Annotated in this window: 15 protein-coding genes; 12 read left to right on the forward strand and 3 right to left on the reverse strand. The window is 74.0% G+C overall.

Annotation, left to right across the window (positions count from 1 at the left end):
• Positions 1–130: 130 nt before the first annotated feature.
• On the forward strand, positions 131–1,165 hold the full coding sequence (locus AB0P03_RS23490; RefSeq protein WP_363630594.1) for a DJ-1/PfpI family protein: 1,035 nt from the start codon (positions 131–133) through the stop codon (positions 1,163–1,165).
• Here AB0P03_RS23490 and AB0P03_RS23495 read toward each other — a convergent pair.
• The gene (locus tag AB0P03_RS23495; protein WP_363630611.1) at positions 1,143–2,615 is read right to left on the reverse strand and encodes a HAMP domain-containing sensor histidine kinase; all 1,473 of its coding nucleotides are present in this window, start codon (positions 2,613–2,615) and stop codon (positions 1,143–1,145) included. The genes AB0P03_RS23490 and AB0P03_RS23495 overlap by 23 nt on opposite strands.
• Positions 2,616–2,656: 41 nt before the next feature.
• The gene (locus AB0P03_RS23500) at positions 2,657–3,385 is read right to left on the reverse strand and encodes a response regulator transcription factor (protein ID WP_363586599.1); all 729 of its coding nucleotides are present in this window, start codon (positions 3,383–3,385) and stop codon (positions 2,657–2,659) included.
• A 230-nt stretch (positions 3,386–3,615) separates the two neighbouring features.
• Between AB0P03_RS23500 and AB0P03_RS23505 the strand changes: the two genes are divergently transcribed.
• The 11 genes from AB0P03_RS23505 (at position 3,616) to AB0P03_RS23555 (ending at position 16,885) form a co-directional block, all read left to right on the forward strand.
• Positions 3,616–4,971, forward strand: a complete 1,356-nt coding sequence (locus AB0P03_RS23505) for a ferredoxin reductase family protein (protein WP_363630595.1) — start codon at positions 3,616–3,618, stop codon at positions 4,969–4,971.
• A 78-nt stretch (positions 4,972–5,049) separates the two neighbouring features.
• Positions 5,050–5,589, forward strand: a complete 540-nt coding sequence (locus AB0P03_RS23510; protein ID WP_363630596.1) for an FMN-binding protein — start codon at positions 5,050–5,052, stop codon at positions 5,587–5,589.
• Positions 5,590–5,619: 30 nt separating this feature from the next.
• Positions 5,620–6,417 (forward strand): FAD:protein FMN transferase, encoded by a 798-nt coding sequence (locus tag AB0P03_RS23515; RefSeq protein ID WP_363630613.1) that lies wholly within the window; start codon positions 5,620–5,622, stop codon positions 6,415–6,417.
• Between the two features lie 156 nt (positions 6,418–6,573).
• Entirely contained in the window at positions 6,574–7,107 is a 534-nt protein-coding gene (locus AB0P03_RS23520) for an EF-hand domain-containing protein (RefSeq protein WP_363586602.1), read from the forward strand.
• Positions 7,108–7,317: 210 nt separating this feature from the next.
• Positions 7,318–8,205 carry an SAM-dependent methyltransferase gene (locus AB0P03_RS23525; RefSeq protein WP_363586603.1) on the forward strand — a complete coding sequence of 296 codons (888 nt, stop codon included), beginning with the start codon at positions 7,318–7,320 and terminating at the stop codon, positions 8,203–8,205.
• A 116-nt stretch (positions 8,206–8,321) separates the two neighbouring features.
• Entirely contained in the window at positions 8,322–9,080 is a 759-nt protein-coding gene (locus tag AB0P03_RS23530; RefSeq protein ID WP_363586604.1) for a DeoR/GlpR family DNA-binding transcription regulator, read from the forward strand.
• A 217-nt stretch (positions 9,081–9,297) separates the two neighbouring features.
• Entirely contained in the window at positions 9,298–10,569 is a 1,272-nt protein-coding gene (locus tag AB0P03_RS23535; protein WP_363630597.1) for an extracellular solute-binding protein, read from the forward strand.
• A 43-nt stretch (positions 10,570–10,612) separates the two neighbouring features.
• Positions 10,613–11,542, forward strand: coding sequence for a sugar ABC transporter permease (locus tag AB0P03_RS23540; protein ID WP_350883856.1), 930 nt, complete (start codon positions 10,613–10,615; stop codon positions 11,540–11,542).
• 44 nt (positions 11,543–11,586) lie between these two features.
• The gene (locus tag AB0P03_RS23545) at positions 11,587–12,378 is read left to right on the forward strand and encodes a carbohydrate ABC transporter permease (RefSeq protein WP_363630614.1); all 792 of its coding nucleotides are present in this window, start codon (positions 11,587–11,589) and stop codon (positions 12,376–12,378) included.
• 146 nt (positions 12,379–12,524) lie between these two features.
• Positions 12,525–15,185, forward strand: a complete 2,661-nt coding sequence (locus AB0P03_RS23550; RefSeq protein ID WP_363630599.1) for a TIM-barrel domain-containing protein — start codon at positions 12,525–12,527, stop codon at positions 15,183–15,185.
• A gap of 116 nt (positions 15,186–15,301) precedes the next feature.
• On the forward strand, positions 15,302–16,885 hold the full coding sequence (locus AB0P03_RS23555; protein WP_363630601.1) for an NAD(P)/FAD-dependent oxidoreductase: 1,584 nt from the start codon (positions 15,302–15,304) through the stop codon (positions 16,883–16,885).
• Here the strand turns inward: AB0P03_RS23555 and AB0P03_RS23560 are convergent.
• Entirely contained in the window at positions 16,882–17,523 is a 642-nt protein-coding gene (locus AB0P03_RS23560; RefSeq protein WP_363586609.1) for an SRPBCC family protein, read from the reverse strand. The genes AB0P03_RS23555 and AB0P03_RS23560 overlap by 4 nt on opposite strands.
• Positions 17,524–17,836: the final 313 nt, after the last annotated feature.

The raw sequence follows: 17,836 nt of genomic DNA on the forward strand, positions 1-17,836 counted from the left end.
GCGGGCGGCGGCTGCGACGGCCGCGGCGGCCCGCCTCCGGAACGCTACGACCGGCCACCGGATGTCGGCAATGCCGTCTAACCTGCAGATTCCGACATCGAGAGAGCATCGAGAGAGCAAGGTGGGGGCCGTGGGCGCCGTACAACGACTGATCGTCATCGTCCTGTTCGAGGGCGTCGACCTGCTCGACGTCACCGGACCGCCCGAGGTGTTCTCCCTCGTCCGGCGGGAGACCGGCGACGCGACCGGCTACCGCGTCGTCCTCGCCGCCGCGACCACGGACCCGGTCACCACCGCCGCCGGCGTGCGGATCCTGCCCGACCTCACCTTCGACGAGGCCGCCGCGAGCGCCATCGACACCCTGCTGGTGCCCGGCGCCGTCGAGGTGGACGGCCCGCGCCGGGTCCGCCCGCGCACCGACCCGGCCGTGGTCGACTGGGTGCGCACCCTCGCCGGGCGCTCACGCCGCATCGCCTCGGTCTGCGTCGGCGCGCACCTGCTCGCCGCCGCCGGGCTCCTCGACGGCAAACGCGCCACCACCCACTGGTCGACCGCCGCGCAACTGGCCGCCGAGTACCCGGAGATCGAGGTGGACGCCGACCCGATCTTCATCCGCGCGGGCGACGTCTGGACCGGCGCGGGCATCAGCGCCTGCCTCGACCTCTCCCTCGCCCTGGTCGCCGAGGACTTCGGCGAGGAGCTCGCGCTGAGGGTCGCCCGCCAGCTCGTGATGTACCTCAAACGCCCCGGCGGCCAGAGCCAGTTCAGTGTCCCGCTGGAACCCGTCTCCACCACCCGGCGGGTCGAGGAGCTGCGCCACCACGTCCTGCGCAACCTCACCGGCCGACTCACCGTCCCCGATCTCGCCGCCCACGCCCACGTCAGCGAAAGGCAGTTGACCCGGATCTTCAAGACCGAACTGGGCACCACGCCCAGCGCCTACATCGAGTCGGCCCGGGTCGAACTCGCCCGCCACCAGCTCGAATCCACCGATGCCACGCTCGACCGCGTCGCCGCCGACTGCGGGTTCGGCACCACCGACACCCTGGTCCGGGCCTTCCGCCGCCGGCTCGACACCACCCCGACCGAGTACCGCCACCGCTTCCGCACCACCACGCCCACGCCCTGGGGTCCGCCTCCGGTCAGGGCGGCAGCCGGACCGTGAACACGGTGCGCCCCGGCCGGCTCGCCGCGTCCACCGTGCCGCCGTGCGCCCGGACCACCGCCCGCACGATCGACAGGCCGAGCCCCGTCGACCCGGTCGAGCGCGAGCGGGCGCGGTCCCCCCGGACGAACCGCTCGAACATCCGGCCCGCCAGCTCCGGCGCGATCCCCGGGCCGTCGTCGGCGACGGCCAGCCGCACCCCCGCCCCGGCCGGCTCCAGGCTCAGCTCGACCTCGGTGCCGGGCGGGGTGTGGGTCCGGGCGTTCGCCAGCAGGTTGACCACCACCTGGCTGAGCCGGTCCGCGTCCCCGCGCACCAGCACCGGTTCCTCGGGCAGCGCCAGGCGCCAGCGGTGCCCGGGCCCGGCCGCCCGGGCGTCGGCCACCGCGTTCAGCGCGATCCGGGTCAGGTCGACCTCGGCGTCGGCCAGCGGCCGGCCGGCGTCCAGCCGGGCGAGCAGCAGCAGGTCCTCGACGATCGCGCCCATCCGCACCGCTTCGGCGTCGATCCGCTCCAGCGAGTGCCGGACCGGCCCGGGCACCGCGCCCGGGTGGCGCAGCGCGAGTTCGGCGTGGCCGCGAACCGCCGCCACGGGGGTGCGCAGCTCGTGGCTGGCGTCGGCCGCGAACGCCCGCAGCCGCTCCTCCACCGCGTGCCGGCGGGCCAGCGCGTCGCCCACGTGCCCGAGCATCCGGTTGAGCGCCGCGCCGACCCGGCCGACCTCCGTCCGCGGATCGTCGTCCGGGACGCGTTCGGCCAGCGTGACGGCGCCGCTGGCGAGCGGCAGCGCGGCGACCCGCTCGGCCGTGCCCACCACCCGCCGCAGCGGACGCAGCGACCAGCCGACCCAGACCGCCCCGGCCGCGCCCGCCCCGGCGACGGCGATCGCGAAGACGGTCAGCTCCAGGGTCGCCAGCCGGTCCACGGTGTCCTCGGCCGGGCGCAGCGGCAGTCCACTGACCAGCACGTCGCCGTCCCGGCCGGCCACCGCGCGCACCCGGTAGTGGCCCTGCGCGCGGCCCAGGTCGACGGTGCGGGCCGGCCCGCCGACCGGCAGGGCGGCCAGGGCCCGCTGCTCGGCCGGCGAGAACACCAGCCGGTCGTCGGCGCTGGGGCCGTTGGCGTCGTCGGCGTCCCCGTCGACCACGCCCGCCGCGGTGACCCGGCCGTCCAGCAGCCGGGCGCCCAGGGTGCCGGGGGTCTGCGCCCGGGTGTCGGTGCCGCCGCCCTGGCCGGCGTGCTCCAGGCTGGCGGCGTAGCGCCCGCCGGCGTCGGCGAGCTGCTGGTCCAGGCGGTCCACCAGGAAGTGGCGCAGCGCCGCCGTGGTGGCGAGGCCGACCGCGGCGCAGGTCACCACCAGCAGCACCAGCAGGCCGGCGATCAGCCGGGCCCGCAGCGTCCGCGGCACCAGCCGGGCGGCCCGGCGGCGTGCCCTGGCGGCGCCCGTCACGGGGCCGCCGGTCACGGGGCCGCCCGTCGTGGGCCGGCCGGTCACGGGGCCGCCTTGATCAGGTAGCCGGCGCCGCGCACCGTGTGGATCATCGGCGTCCGGCCCGCGTCCAGCTTCTTGCGCAGATAGCTGATGTACAGCTCGACGACGTGCGCCTGCCCGCCGAAGTCGTACGACCAGACGGCGTCCAGGATCTGCGCCTTGCTGAGCACCTGCCGCGGGTGGTGCATCAGGTGGGCGAGCAGCGCGTACTCGGTCGGGCTGAGGTCGACCACCTCACCGGCGCGGGTGACCTCGCGGGCCCGCTCGTCGAGGACGAGGTCGCCGAGCACCAGGGCGTGCGCGGGCGGTTGCCCCGCGGCCCCCGGCGGGGTGGCGCGGCGCAGCAGCCCACGCAGCCGGACCACCACCTCGGCCAGGCTGAACGGCTTGGTCACGTAGTCGTCGCCACCCGCCGCGATGCCCGCGATCCGGTCCTCGACGGCGTCCCGGGCGGTGAGGAAGAGCACCCGCACCTCGGGCCGCTCGGCGTGGATGCGGCGCAGCACCTCCATGCCGTCGAGGTCGGGGAGCATCATGTCGAGCACCACGGCGTCCGGGCGCCAGTGCGCCGCCGCCCGGACGGCGGCCAGACCGGTGGTCTCGCCCCGTGCCTGCCAGCCCTCGTAGCGGACCGCGCCGCAGACCACCTCCACCAGGTCCGGTTCGTCGTCGACGACGAGGACCCGCCAGTCCTGCCGGTCGGCGCCCCGCTCGGCGGTGTCGTCCATGGTGCTCCCTGGGTGCAGGCGGTCGGCCGCCTCCATCCTGGCCCACCGCGATGAGAAAGCCGTGAGACCGGCAGTCGCCCGGGAAACCCGATCCACCCACCCTGACCTGCGGCGACATCGCCGGAGGCGACGGGGGCGACGGCCCCGGTTCAGAGCCGGCTCAGAGGTTGCGGTGCGATCGTGGTGCGCCCCGGCGGTGCTCGCCCGCCGGGCCCGAAGGAGGATCCCCGATGGCCACCGCCGCCCCGCCGAGACCCGCCGCCCGCACCCGCCGGGCGGCCCCGCGCCGCCCGGCCGCCGCCCGGCCGGACGCGGTGCTGGGCCTGATCGCCGCCGGGGCGCTCGGCGTCCTCGCGCTGTGGTGGTCCGACACCCCGGCGGTCGCCGGCGCGGCCGGCTGGCTGACCGGGGCGGGCCGGATCACCGGCCTGCTCGCCGGGTACGCGGCGCCGGTGCTGCTCCTGCTGATGGCCCGGCTGCCGCCGGTGGAGCGCGGGGTCGGCGCCGACCGGCTGGCCCGCTGGCACGCGTTCGGCGGGCGCTGGCTGGTCGCCGTGGTGACGGTGCACGTGCTGTCGGTCGTCTGGGGGTACGCGCTGACGGACGGGCGCGGCCCGTTCGGCGAGGGTGTGGAGATCGTCCTCCACTACTCCGAGATGCTCAAGGCCGCGCTGGGCACCCTGCTGATGCTGGGCACCGGCGCCGTCTCCGCCCGGGCCGCCCGGCGCCGCCTCCCGTACGAGGCCTGGTACTACCTGCACCTGGCCACCTACCTCGCGGTGGCGCTCGCCTTCGGCCACCAGCTGGCCACCGGCGCCGACCTCGGCGACGGCCCGGCCCGCGCCGCCTGGTACGCGCTCTACCTCGGCACCGCCGCCCTGCTGGGCTGGTACCGGCTGGCCCGGCCCTGGCTGCTCGACCGCCGGCACCGGCTGCGGGTGGCGGAGGTCCGCCGGGAGGGGCCGGGCGTGGTGTCGCTGTTCCTGACCGGTCGGCGGCTGGACGAACTCCGGGCCGAGCCGGGCCAGTTCTTCCGCCTCCAGTTTCAGACGCCCGGCCTGCGGTGGGCCGCCAACCCGTACTCGCTGTCCGCGCCGCCGCGCCCGGACTTCCTGCGCTTCACCGTCAAGGACCTCGGCGGGCACAGCGCCGCGGTGGCCGCGCTGCGCCCGGGCACCCCGGTGCGCGCCGAGGGCCCGTACGGGGCGTTCACGGGGCGGCTGCAACGGCGGCGCCGGGTGCTGCTGCTCGGGGCTGGGGTGGGGATCACCCCGCTGCGGGCGCTGTTCGAGACGCTGCCGGGCGAACTGACCCTGGTCCAGCGGGCCGGACGCCCGGAGGACGTGCTGTTCCGGGCGGAGCTGGCGGAGGTGGCCCGGCGGCGGGGCGCCGCGGTGCACGAACTGGTCGGCCCGCGGGCGCGGATCGGCGACCTCGGCCGCGCGCTCGCCCGGCTCGTCCCCGACCTCGCCGAGCACGAGGTCTACCTGTGCGGGCCGGACGCGCTGGCCGAGGAGGCCGTCCGTTCGCTGCGGGCCGCCGGGGTGCGGGCGGGGCGCATCCACCGGGAGTCCTTCGACTTCTGAGCCCGATCGCCGAGCCCGCCGGACCTGCCGAGCCCGTCTCACCACGCCACCTCCGCCACACCCCGAGGAGCCCCGCCCATGCGCCGAGCCGTCGTCACCAGTGCCGCCACCGCGGCCGGAGTCGTCCTGCTGCTCTCCCTCAAACCGCACGGGGCCACCGGGCCCGCGCCGGTGATCAGCTCCGGCGGCACGGGCTCGTCCGGTGCCGCGGGCTCGTCCGGCACCGGTTCGTCCGGTACCGCCGCCGGGGCCTCCGACGCCACCGCCGGGCCGTCGGGCTCCCCCACCGCGCCGGCCGCCGGTGGCACTGGCGGCACCGGTGGCACTGGCGGCACCGGCGGCACCCGGAAGGTCGCCGGCGACGCCGTGAACACCCGCTACGGCCCCGTCCAGGTCGAGGTCACCCTCGCCGGCAGCCGGATCACCGCCGTCGACGTCGTCAAGTACCCCACCGAGGACCGCCGGGACCGCGAGATCAACAGTTCCGCGCTGCCCCTGCTCAACCAGGAGGCGATCGCCGCGCAGAGCGCCGGGATCGACGTGGTCAGCGGCGCGACCTTCACCAGCGACGGCTACGTCCGCTCCCTGCAGAGCGCGCTCGACCGCGCCGGGCGATGAGGCACGGTGCTCCGCCACGCCGAACCCGTCATGGGCACCGTCTTCTCGATCGCCGTCCGCGATCCCGGCCCGGCCACGCCCTCCGCGCTCCGCCGGATCGCCGACCGGCTGCACCGGATCGACGCGGTGTTCTCGCCCTACCGGCCGGACAGCGACATCAGCCGCCTCGACCGGGGCGAACTCGCCCTCGCCGACTGCGATCCGCAGGTCCGCGCCGTCCTGGCCACCTGCCGCGAGGTCGCCGCGCAGACCGACGGCTTCTTCACCGAGCGGCCCGGCGGCCGGCTCGACCCGAGCGGCTGGGTCAAGGGGTGGGCGGTCGAGGAGGCGGCCGGGCTGCTGCGCGCCGCCGGGGCCCGGCAGTACTGCGTCAGCGGCGGCGGGGACGTGCAGACCGCCGGCGGGCCGTGGCGGATCGGGGTCGCCCACCCGCTGAGGCCGGGCGCGCTGGCCGCCGTCCTGGGCGGCGACGGCCTCGCGGTGGCCACCTCCGGCACCGCCGAGCGCGGCGCGCACATCCTCGATCCGCACACCGGCCGGCCGGCGCTCGGCCTGGCCTCGCTGACCCTGGTCGGCGCCCCCGGCACCGGGATCGCCCGCACCGACGCCTGGGCCACCGCCGCCTTCGCGATGGGCCCCGACCGCGCGCTCGTCTGGGCCGCCCGGCAGCCCGGCGTCGAGGCCCTCGCCGTCCTGCCCGACGGGACCAAGCGCTGGACGCCCGGCCTGCCCCGGCACCTCCCGCCCACCGGCCCCGCCGACTGGCGGCCGGCCGCCCCGGCGGCCCCAGCAGGGCCGTTTGCGCGCCAACTGGCTTTCGAACGCTGATAGTTCACTCCATCAGGTGAAGAACTCGATCATGACTCATCCGCCCCGACCCGGGTGGCCGATAGTGGGGAGACCGATCGGACGCACACCATCCGGTCCCACCGGAACGCGTGGACCCGCGGACACGCGTGAACCCACGGAAAGAGGTAGCGACACATGCCCACCGAGGCCACCCGGCGGATCGACCTCGTCTTCTCCCTGTTCGACGCCAACCGCAACGGCGTCGTCGAGGTCGACGACTTCAACCTGATGACGGCCCGCGTGGTCGCGGCCGCCGCCGATTCGGACGAGGCCGCGAAGGCCGCGATCCGCGCCGCCTTCCGGCGCTACTGGACCACCCTGGTCAGCGAGTTGGACACCAACGGCGACGGCGTGATCAGCCGCGAGGAGTTCGGCGGCTTCGTCCTCTCGCCCGAGCGCTTCGGCCCCGCCGCCGGCGAGTTCGCCGACGCCCTGGCCGCGCTCGGCGACCCGGACGGCGACGGCCTGATCGAGCGCCCGCTGTTCGTGGCGCTGATGACCGCGATCGGCTTCGAGCACGCCAACATCCACGCCCTCTTCGACGCCTTCGGCCCCACCCCCGAGGACCGCATCACGGTGGCCGTCTGGGCCGCCGGGATCCGCGACTACTACGCCCCGGACAAGGCCGGCATCCCCGGCGACCTGCTGGTGGGCCAACCGGCCGCCTGATCTCCCCGGGGCGCGCCCGCCCCGGATCGGCTGAGCGACGGCGCCGCCGCCCCGCACCTGCCCGGCGGCGCCGTCCCGCGCTTCGCGCACCGGGCCCACGGCCGCCCGCGCCACCACCCACGACCGGTCCGCCGGCCAGGTCCTGTCCGGCCGATCCTGCCGGACAGGACCTGACCGCGGCTTCCCGAAGTCCGAACACCAGGAGGGATCATGGCCACCGCCGCCCGCCCCCGTGCCGGCGTCGACGAGGGCGTCGGACCGACCGCCCTGATGGTCGCCGCCGCCCGCGCGATCGAGACCCACCGCCCCGACGCCCTCGCCCGGGACGCCCACGCCGAGCACTTCGTGCGCGCCGCCCGGTCTTCCGCGCACTGGCCGGTGCACCCCCGGGACGTCCCGGACGGCGAGGCCGATCCGCTCTGGGGGCGGCTCGGCCGCTACCTCGCCCTGCGGACGAGGGCGTTGGACGACCAGCTGCTGTGGTCCGCCCACCTGGGCGTCCGCCAGGTGGTCCTGCTCGGCGCCGGCCTGGACACCCGGGCCTTCCGGCTCGACTGGCCCGCCGACCTCGCCGTCTTCGAGGTCGACCGGCCCGGGGTCCTCGCGTTCAAGCAGCGCGTCCTCGACCGGGTCGACGCCCGGCCGGCGGCGCGCCGCGTACCGGTGGCCGCCGACCTGCGCGGCGACTGGGCCGACGCCCTCACCGCGGCCGGCTTCCAGCCCGCCGAGCCGACCGCCTGGCTCGCCGAGGGCCTGCTGCCCTACCTGCCCGCCGCCGCCGAACAGCGGCTCGCGGCTGCCGTCGACCGACTCGGCGCCGCAGGAAGCACCTTGGCGTACGAGGCCAAGCTCGGACCGGAGTCCGCGGCGGTCCGAGAGAACCCCGTCTACACGACCGCTCGCGAGCGACTCGGCGTCGACCTGCTCGCCCTGTTCGACGCCGGGCCCCGCCCCGACACCACCGCCGATCTCACCGAGCGCGGCTGGTCCACCACCGTCCACAGCCCGTTCGACTTCACCCGCCACTACGGCCGCGGCCCCCGGCCCGAACCCCACGACGCCTTCGCCGCCAACCGCTGGGTCTTCGCCACCCGGTGACGCCCCCGCTCCGGGCTGCCCCGGCCGGCTCCGGCCCGCCCGGTGTTCGGTTCTGCGCACAGGCCGCCGCCGTACGGGCCCGGCGTGATCCAACGGACACGCCCTAGACTTCGGCCATGCTCAAAGCCGACCGTACCGCCCGGATCCTCACCCACATCACCGAGGCGGGCAGCGCCGATGTGCACGAGCTGGCCGGCCTCCTCCAGGTGTCACCGGCCACCGTCCGCCGGGACCTCCAGGAACTGCACGACCAGGGCCTGCTGCACCGCACCCGTGGCGGGGCGGTCACCGGTGCCGTCAACCTCGAACTGCCGCTGCGCCACAAGCACGGGACGCGGCAGGCGGAGAAGCGGCGGATCGCGCTGGCGGCCGACCGGCTGGTGCCGGACGGCGCCGTGGTGGGCCTGACGGGCGGCACGACGACGAGCGAGCTGGCCCGGGTGCTGGCCGAGCGCGGCGGGATCACCATCGTGACCAACGCGGTCAACATCGCGGCGGACCTCATCGTCCGGCCGGAGGTCCGCCTGGTGGTGGTCGGCGGCCTGGCCCGGACCACGAGTTACGAGCTGGTGGGGCCGGCCGCCGACCGGATGCTCGCCCAGTACCACCTGGACCTCGCGTTCATCGGGGTGGACGGCCTGACCGCGCAGGACGGCTGCACGACGCACGACGAGATGGAGGCCCAGACCGACCGCGCGTTCCTGCACGCCAGCGCGCGGTCGGTGGTTTTGGCGGACAGCACCAAGATCGGCCGGGTGACCTTCGCCAAGATCTGCCCGCTCGCCGAGGTGCACGACCTCGTCACCGACGACGAGGCCACCGCGGCGCAGGAGAAGGCGATCGCCGCCTGCGGGGTGCGGGTCGCGCGCGTCTGACCTGTTCACGCGGGGTGCCCGGCCGGGGAGAACCGGCCGGGCTCTCTGTCGCACCGCCAGTTGTCATGCAACGGTCCGATAACGACATCCGGGCGACACCTCGACCCCGCCGGTCCGCCTCGTGAATACTGCCCGACGCCACGCTCTTTCGAATCTGCTCAGAACCAGCGCTCTTCAAGCAACTAGGATCAAGCGGCGTACGAAGGCGGTAACTGCGGTGAACACACGTGTACGTACCCTCTGGGCGGTCTGTGCCGTCGGCGCGCTCGCCCTCACGGCGTGCGGCGGCAGCAGTGGCGGCGGGTCCTCCCCGAACGGCGCCGTGACGCTCAAACTCGTCGCCGCCGACTACGGCGAGAAGGAGTCCAACAGCTCCAAGGCCTACTGGAACGGCGTCGCCACCGCGTTCACCGCGGCCAACCCCGGCATCAAGGTCGACGTCCAGGTGATGAACTGGAACGACATCGACAAGCAGGTCAAGACGATGATCCAGAGCGGCAACGTCCCCGACGTCCTGCAGACCGGGGGCTACGCCGACAAGGTCGCCGACGACCTCCTCTACAAGGCCGAGGACGTCCTGTCCGCCGACACCCGGGCCGACCTGATCCCGAGCTTCGCCGAGGCCGGCCGGGTCGACGGCGTGCAGTACGGCATCCCGTTCGTCTCCTCCGCCCGCGCCCTCTTCTACAACAAGGCCGTCTTCCAGCAGGCCGGCATCACCCAGCCGCCCGCCACCTGGGACGAAGTGCGCAAGGACGCCGAACTGATCAAGGCCAAGGCGCCCGGGGTCACCCCGTACGCGCTGCCGCTCGGCCCGGAGGAGGCCCAGGGCGAGAGCATGATCTGGGAGCTCGGCAACGGCGGCGGCCCCACCGCCAAGGACGGCACGTACGCCATCGACAGCCAGGCCGACGTCGACACCTTCCGCTGGCTCAAGGCCAACCTCGTCGACCCCGGCCTGACCTACGCCAACCCGGCCACCACCGACCGCAAGACCGCCTTCGCCGACTTCGCCGCGGGCAAGGCCGCCATGGCCAACGGCCACCCCTCGCTGATCCAGATGGCCAAGGACGGCAAGGTCGACTACGGCGTCGCGCCCATCCCCGGCAGGACCGGCCCGCTCGCCTCCACCCTCGGCGTCGCGGACTGGACGATGGCCTTCAAGAAGAACGGCCACCGCGACCAGATCAGGAAGTTCCTCGACTTCGCGTACTCCAAGGACAACACGCTCGCCTTCGACGAGACCTACAACCTGATGCCGGTCACCCAGAGCACCCTGCGCGAGATGACCGCCAGCGGCAAGCACAAGGACCTCGAACCGTTCTTCGCCCTCCTGCCGAACGCCGTCTTCTACCCGCTCGGCAACACCACCTGGGACGCGGTCTCGGCCGAGCTCAAGAAGAGCATCGGCACCGCCGTCGCCGGGGACCCGGCCAAGGTGCTCGGCGACCTGCAGAAGAAGGCCCGGGACGCCGTCGCTAACAAGTAGGACACGCCCGCCCCGGCCCGCGCCCCGTCCGAAAGGCACCGCCGTGTCCCTCGACTCCCCCACCCCCCGAGCCCCCGGGCCCGGCCGGCCCGCCCGGACGGGCTCCGGCCCCGGTCGGCTCGGACCGCTGCCGTGGATCGCCCCGGCCGTCCTGCTGATCCTGGCCGTCGTCCTGTGGCCCGTCTACGAGATGGTCCGCACCTCGTTCCTGCGCATCAGCACCAGCGGGTTCGTCCGCGGCTCCGCCGGGCTGGACAAGTACCGCAAGCTCTTCGGCGAGGCCGACCTCGGCCGGGTGCTGCTCTCGACGGTGGTCTGGACGGTGGCCGTCGTCGGCCTGACGATGGCGCTCTCGCTCGGCCTGGCCCAGCTGTTCAACCAGCGCTTCCCCGGGCGCCGGTTCGCCCGCTGGGCCCTGATCGCCCCCTGGGCGGCGTCCGTCCTGATGACCGCCATCGGCTTCCGGTGGATGCTCGACCGGACGGCCGGCGTGCTCAACACCGCGCTGACCGACCTCGGCCTGGTCGACGGCCCCCGGGACTGGCTCGGCGACCCGTCGACCGCCTGGCCCTGGATGGTCCTCGTCGCCGTCTTCGTCTCGCTGCCGTTCACCACCTACACCCTGCTCGCCGGCCTGCAGACCGTCCCCGGCGAGCTGTACGAGGCGGCCCGGGTGGACGGCGCCTCCCCCTGGCAGGCCTACCGGAGGATCACCCTGCCGCTGCTGCGCCCGGCCTTCCTGGTCGGCCTCGTGATCAACCTGATCAACGTCTTCAACTCCTTCCCCGTCATCTGGGGCATGACCCAGGGCGGCCCGGGCAGCGCCACGGCCACCAGCACGGTGTTCATGTACCAGCTGAAGAACACCGACATCGGCGAGTCCGCGGCCATGTCGGTGGTCAACTTCGCCCTGGTGGTGCTGATGGTGCTGGTCTTCCTCAAGGTCGGCCGCTGGAACGGGGAGGAGCGTTGACGGCCCGCCCGCCCGCGCACCGGATCCGCCCGCGCGCCCTGGTCATGGCGGCGGCGGCCTGGCTGCTGGCGGCGGTCTTCCTGCTCCCGTACCTGGAGATGGCCGTCACCGCGCTGCGCCCCGCCGACGAACTGCGCGACGCGGGCTACCTGCCGCGCCACCCCGCCTGGTCCAACTTCGTCGACGTCTGGCGCGAGTCGACGCTCGGCGCCAATCTCAAGGTCACCCTGCTGGTCGCCGGGGGCTCCACCGTGCTCGCGCTGCTGGTCGCGCTGCCCGCCGCGTACTGCACCGCGCGGTTCAGGTACCGGGGCCGCAAGCTCTTCCTGCTGCTCGTCCTGGTCACCCAGATGTTCCAGCCGACCTCGCTGCTGGTGGGCCTCTACCGCGAGTTCTACCAGCTGGACATGCTCAACTCGGTCTGGACGCTGATCCTCTGCAACGCCGCCTTCAACCTGGCCTTCGCCGTCTGGATCCTCACCGCCTACATCGGCTCGATCCCGGTCGAGTTGGAGGAGGCCGCGCTGCTCGACGGCCTCGGCCGGCTCGGGGCGCTGCGCCGGGTGGTGCTGCCGCTGGCCATGCCCGGCGTGGTCACCGCGGTGATCTTCACCTTCATCTCCGCCTGGAACGAGTTCGTGATGGGCCTGACCCTGTCGACGGCCCCGGAGAGCCAGCCGCTGACCGTCGGCATCAACGGGTTCATCGGCAACTACACCGTGGAGTGGAACTACCTGTTCGCCGGATCGGTGGTCGCGATCGTGCCGGTCGTGGTGCTGTTCGCCGTCATCGAGCGCCACGTGGTCTCCGGGCTGACCGCCGGATCGGTCAAGTAGCCCCGGCCGTCCGGGGTGTCGGGAACGGTGACCCCGCCATTGACATGGACCGGCCACAACTGTGAATGTTGCTTGTATTCCCCCATGTTCAAGCAGCTTCGCGCAGTAAGTGAACATCTCTTGCTCATCCGACGGGAGAACACACCGTGCGCTTGGTACGACCTCGCCTCCGCCGGGCCGCCCTCACCGTGGCCCTCACCAGCATCGCCGCCGTGGCCGGGCCCGCCCTGCCGGCCCGCGCCGCCACCCCCGGCTCCGCCGTCCTCGACGGCGGCCACCAGAGCACCACCTGGCAGAGCCCCACGTACGCCAAGGGCACCCTCGGCGGCGCCGCCTCCTGCCCGTCCGCCGCCCAGGACCCGGACGGCACGGTCTGCGGCCGCTTCGACCTGACCGTCGACGCGCCCGCCGGCTACTGGGACGACAACCCCGAGGGCGGCGTCCCGCTCTCGATCCAGTGGCAGAACCCCACCGACGACTTCGACCTCTACGTCTACGACGCCAACGGCAAGGAGGTCGCCGAGAGCGCGGGCACCGCCAACCCCGAGGCGACCGTCATCCCGAAGGCCTCGGGCACGTACCACGTCCTGGTCGTCCCCTACGACGTGCACGGCGGCTCCTTCACCGGCCGCGCCTACCTGCCGCAGACCGCCGACGCGGGAGACCTCACCTCCTTCTCCGGCGGCCAGGGCAGCTACGACATCGCCGCCGGCACCCTCAAGGCCAAGGTCGACTTCCTCGCCGACGACCAGTTGCGGCTGCGCGCCGCCCCGGACGGCGTGCTCACCGACCCGGCCGGCAGCACGATCATCCGCAAGCAGCCCGAACTCCAGCGCGGCACCTCGTCGTTCGACGCCGGCGACTACTACGGCATCCGCTCCAAGGACCAGGTGCTGCGGGTCTACAAGCACCCCCTGAGGTTCGGCCTGTACAAGGCCGACAACCGCACCGCCGTCTGGCAGGAGGACGCCCCGCTGCGCTGGTCCACCAGCGGGCTGCGGCAGAGCCTGGTCCGCGGCGCCGACGAGCAGTTCTTCGGCGGCGGCGAGCAGAACGGCTCCTTCTCCCACCGGGACAAGACCGTCCACGTCGCCAACAGCACCAACTGGAACGAGGGCGGCTACAACAACTCGCAGCCGTTCTACATCTCCACCGCCGGCTACGGCGTCTTCCGCAACACCTTCGCCCCGGGCAGCTACGACTTCGGCTCGCCCGTGCGCACCGGACAGCAGGAACGGCGCCTGGACGCCTACTACTTCACCGGTGACGTCAAGTCGGTGATCGGCAAGTACACCACCCTGGTCGGCAAGCCCTTCATGCCGCCCGTCTACGGCCTGGAGCCCGGCGACTCCGACTGCTACCTGCACAACGCCAACCGCGGCGAACGCCACACCACCGACGCGCTCAAGGTCGCCGACGGCTACGTGCGGAACCAGATGCCGCTCGGCTGGATGCTCGTCAACGACGGCTACGGCTGCGGCTACGAGAACCTCGCCCAGACCGGCGAGGGCCTGCGCAAGGACCACGCCCAGCTCGGACTCTGGACCCAGAACGGCCTGCCCGACCAGGCCGCCGAGGTCAAGGCCGGCGCCCTGGTGCGCAAGCTCGACGTCGCCTGGGTCGGCAACGGCTACGACTTCGCGCTGAACGCCTGCGACCAGGCCAAGGCCGGCATCGAGGACGGCAGCGACGCCCGCGGCTTCGTCTGGCTGCCCGTCTCCTGGGCCGGCGCCCAGCGCTGCGGCGTCCTGTGGAGCGGCGACCAGAGCCTGTCCTGGGACTACATCCGCTGGCAGATCCCCACCTACGCCGGCGCCACCATGTCCGGCATCGCCTACAACACCGGCGACGTCGGCTCCATCTACCGCCGCGACCCGAAGATGTACACCCGCGACCTCCAGTGGAAGTCCTTCCTCCCGGCCATCATGACCATGGACGGCTGGGCCAGGGACATGGCCGGCAAGGAGCAGCGCGACCAGCAGCCCTGGCTGGACGGCGAGCCCTACACCTCGATCAACCGCAAGTACCTCCAGCTGAAGGAGCGGCTGCTGCCGTACATGTACACGCTGTCGGCGGAGGCCACCAGGACGGGCGTCGGCGCGGTGCGTCCGCTCGCCCTGGAGTACCCGGACGACCCGGCGACCCTCGGCCCGAACGCCAGGTACGAGTTCCTGGCCGGGCCGGACTTCCTCGTCGCACCGGTCTACTCGGACACCTCGGTGCGCGACGGCATCTACCTGCCCAAGGGCACCTGGACCGACTACTGGACCGGGCGCACCTACCAGGGCCCCACCACGGTCAACGGCTACTCCGCGCCGCTGGACACCCTGCCGCTGTTCGTCAAGGGCGGCTCGATCGTGCCGATGTGGCCCGAGGGCACGCTGTCCTGGGAGAACCGGGACCGCACCCGGCTCGACTACGACCTCTACCCGCAGGGCGACTCCTCCTACACCCTGTACGAGGACGACGGCGTCACCCGCGGCTTCGCCGCCGGCGCCTCGGCCACCCAGCGGGTGGACGTCCGCGCCCACGGGCCGGTCACCGTGGTCAAGGTCGGTGCCAGCGTGGGGAGTTACACCGGCAAGCCGGCCGAGCGGGGGTACCGCTTCACCGTGCACGGCAAGCCCGCCCCGCGCCTGGTCGTCACGCAGGGCGGACCGCTGCCCCGGCTGGACTCCGCGGCGGCGCTCGACTCGGCCGCCTCGGGCTGGTACTACGACGCCGCGACCGGGGTCACCCAGGTCAGGACGCCCGCCGTCGCCACCGACCACGGCTTCTCCGTCGAACTGATCCACGGCGGCCGCTGACCGGCCGGACGCCGCAGGGCCCCCTCGCGAACCGCCGCGAGGGGGCGCTGCGGCGTTCCGGAGCCGCTGTGTCCGGGGCATTCCCCGGCCCGCCCCCGTCCCGTAGCGTGGCGGGGGTGAACGCGAACCCGTCCACCCCCGCCCGGTACGACGCCGTGATCGTCGGCGGCGGCCACAACGGGCTGGTGGCCGCCGCCTACCTCGCCCGGGCCGGACGCCGGGTCCTGCTGCTCGAACGGCTGCCCCGGGTCGGCGGGGCCGCCGTCTCCACCCGGGCGTTCCCCGGCGTGGACGCCCGGCTGTCGCGCTACTCCTACCTGGTCAGCCTGCTGCCGCGGAAGATCGTCCAGGAGCTGGGCCTGCGGCTCGACCTGCGGCGCCGCCGGATCGCCTCGTACACGCCCACCGTCCGGGACGGGAAGCCCACCGGCCTGCTGGTGGACGCCGCCGACCCCGGCCGGACCGGGGAGGCGTTCCGGGCGCTCACCGGAACCGACCGGGAGTGGGAGGCCTGGCAGCGCTTCTACGGCATGACCGGACAGGTCGCCCGACGGGTCTTCCCGACCCTCACCGAGCCGCTGCCCGCACGCGCCGAACTGCGCCGGCGGATCGCCGACGACGCCGCCTGGACCGCCCTGTTCGAACGGCCGCTGGGCGAGACGATCGAACGGACCTTCAGCGACGACCTGGTCCGCGGGATCGCCCTGACGGACGCACTGATCGGTACCTTCACCCACGCCCACGACCCCTCGCTCCGGCAGAACCGCTGCTTCCTCTACCACGTGATCGGCAACGGGACGGGCGACTGGGACGTCCCGGTCGGCGGCATGGGCGCGGTGACGGACGCGCTGGCCGAGGCGGCCCTGGCCGCCGGCGCGGAGATCCGTACCGGGTGCGAGGTCACCGCCATCGCCACCGACGGCCACGGCGACGCCGAGGTGACGTACCGTCACCAAAACGGCGAGGCCACGGCGGCGGGCCGCCGGGTGCTGGTCAACGCCGCCCCGGCCACCCTGGCCCGCCTCCTCGGCGAGGAACCCGGGCCGGCGCCCGAGGGCGCCCAGCTGAAGGTCAACCTGGTGCTGCGCCGGCTGCCGCGGCTCCGGGACACCGGCGCGGACCCCCGGGAGGCCTTCGCGGGCACCTTCCACATCGCCGAGGGCTACCGGCAGTTGGAGACCGCCTACGCCGAGGCGGCGGCCGGCCGGATGCCCTCCGCGCCCCCGTCGGAGATCTACTGCCACACCTTCACCGACCCCACCATCCTGGGCCCCGAAGCCGTCCGCCAGGGCCTCCAGACGCTGACCCTGTTCGGCCTGCACATGCCCGCACGGCTGTTCACCGACCCGGCCGCCAAGGAGCGCGCCCTGGCGGCCAGTCTGGCCCAACTGGACGAGGTGCTGGCCGAACCGATCGCCGACTGCCTCGCGCCGGACGCCACCGGCCGGCCCTGTGTGGAGGCCAGGACCCCGCTCGACCTGGAACGGGAGATCGGCCTGCCCGGCGGCCACATCTTCCACCGGGACCTCTCCTTCCCGTTCGCGACCGGGCCCGTGGACGGCCCCGCCGCCCGCTGGGGCGTGGCGACGGCCCACCCGAACGTCCTGCTGTGCGGCGCGGGCGCCGTCCGCGGCGGCGGAGTCAGCGGCATCCCCGGCCACAACGCCGCCCGGGCCGCCCTCGAAGCCCTCTCCGGTTAGCCCCGGTCGGCGTCGGCCCCGGCGATGACCTCGGCGGTGGTCTTCAGGTCGTGCAGCCACCCGTCGAGGCCCTGGCGCAGGATCCCGGTCGCGGTGGGAACGTCCGCGTCGACCTGGGGCCCGGTGTGGGTCTCCTCGGTGCTCACCCGGACGCCGCCCTTGACCTCGGTGAAGTTCCACACGTGGACGCCGTCGATGTGCAGCCCTTCGGCGACGGCGGGGCCCGTCCAGCGGATGCAGGACTCCCGCTTGAGCTGCTGGACGGTCGAGGTGATGTCCAGGCTGGTGGCGGTGGTCGCGGGGTTGGGCGGGAGCGGGGTCGTCCACCGGAACGCCGAACCCGGGCGCAGGCGGCCGTGGTCGAGGCGCTCCGCGCTCGCGACGGGGCCCTGCCAGGACGGCCAGCGCTCCACGTCGGTCTGCAGCTTCCAGATGGTGTGCAGCGGCGCGTGGACCACCGTCTCGGCCCGGTAGCGGACCTGGGCCCGGGGATCGACGCCCTGGCCGCGGCAGGTCAGGGAGGTGCCGGGGTGCGAGGTGGCGGCCCCGGCGGGCGCGGCCGCGGTGCCGAGGAGGCTGACGACGAGCGGGACGGCGAACAGGGCGGCGCGGACGCCGGTGCTGCGGGTGCCGGACATGGGATTCCCCTTGATCGAGTGTCAGTTGGTGGGCGGGCGTTGCCTGTCGGGCTGCGTGCGAGGCTGCGGCAGCCCCGCACGCGATAGATGCTTGCGCGTTCGTTAGAAGTTATAACGCGAATCCCCGTAAGAGGTCAACAGCTTTCGTGGCACCCTCTAACCAGGGGCCGGGCGACGGGCGGCCGAGCGCCCCAAACTCTCCTTATGGGACGGAACGTGTCGAACCCGGGACCCTACGTGACCTTCGCCCTGCCCCAGGTCGACGCACCACCGCGCCACCGGGCCATAAGTCCTGCTTGGCGAGGGGCCTATG

This window comes from Kitasatospora sp. NPDC088779 (assembly GCF_040685395.1).
Lineage (GTDB): Bacteria > Actinomycetota > Actinomycetes > Streptomycetales > Streptomycetaceae > Kitasatospora.

Coding starts and splice junctions, on each gene's coding strand:
- AB0P03_RS23500 (WP_363586599.1), bottom strand. CDS start 3,385: ATGGACGACACCGCCGAGCGGGGCGCCGACCGGCAGGACTGGCGGGTC.
- AB0P03_RS23505 (WP_363630595.1), top strand. CDS start 3,616: ATGGCCACCGCCGCCCCGCCGAGACCCGCCGCCCGCACCCGCCGGGCG.
- AB0P03_RS23510 (WP_363630596.1), top strand. CDS start 5,050: ATGCGCCGAGCCGTCGTCACCAGTGCCGCCACCGCGGCCGGAGTCGTC.
- AB0P03_RS23515 (WP_363630613.1), top strand. CDS start 5,620: ATGGGCACCGTCTTCTCGATCGCCGTCCGCGATCCCGGCCCGGCCACG.
- AB0P03_RS23520 (WP_363586602.1), top strand. CDS start 6,574: ATGCCCACCGAGGCCACCCGGCGGATCGACCTCGTCTTCTCCCTGTTC.
- AB0P03_RS23525 (WP_363586603.1), top strand. CDS start 7,318: ATGGCCACCGCCGCCCGCCCCCGTGCCGGCGTCGACGAGGGCGTCGGA.
- AB0P03_RS23530 (WP_363586604.1), top strand. CDS start 8,322: ATGCTCAAAGCCGACCGTACCGCCCGGATCCTCACCCACATCACCGAG.
- AB0P03_RS23545 (WP_363630614.1), top strand. CDS start 11,587: ATGGCGGCGGCGGCCTGGCTGCTGGCGGCGGTCTTCCTGCTCCCGTAC.
- AB0P03_RS23560 (WP_363586609.1), bottom strand. CDS start 17,523: ATGTCCGGCACCCGCAGCACCGGCGTCCGCGCCGCCCTGTTCGCCGTC.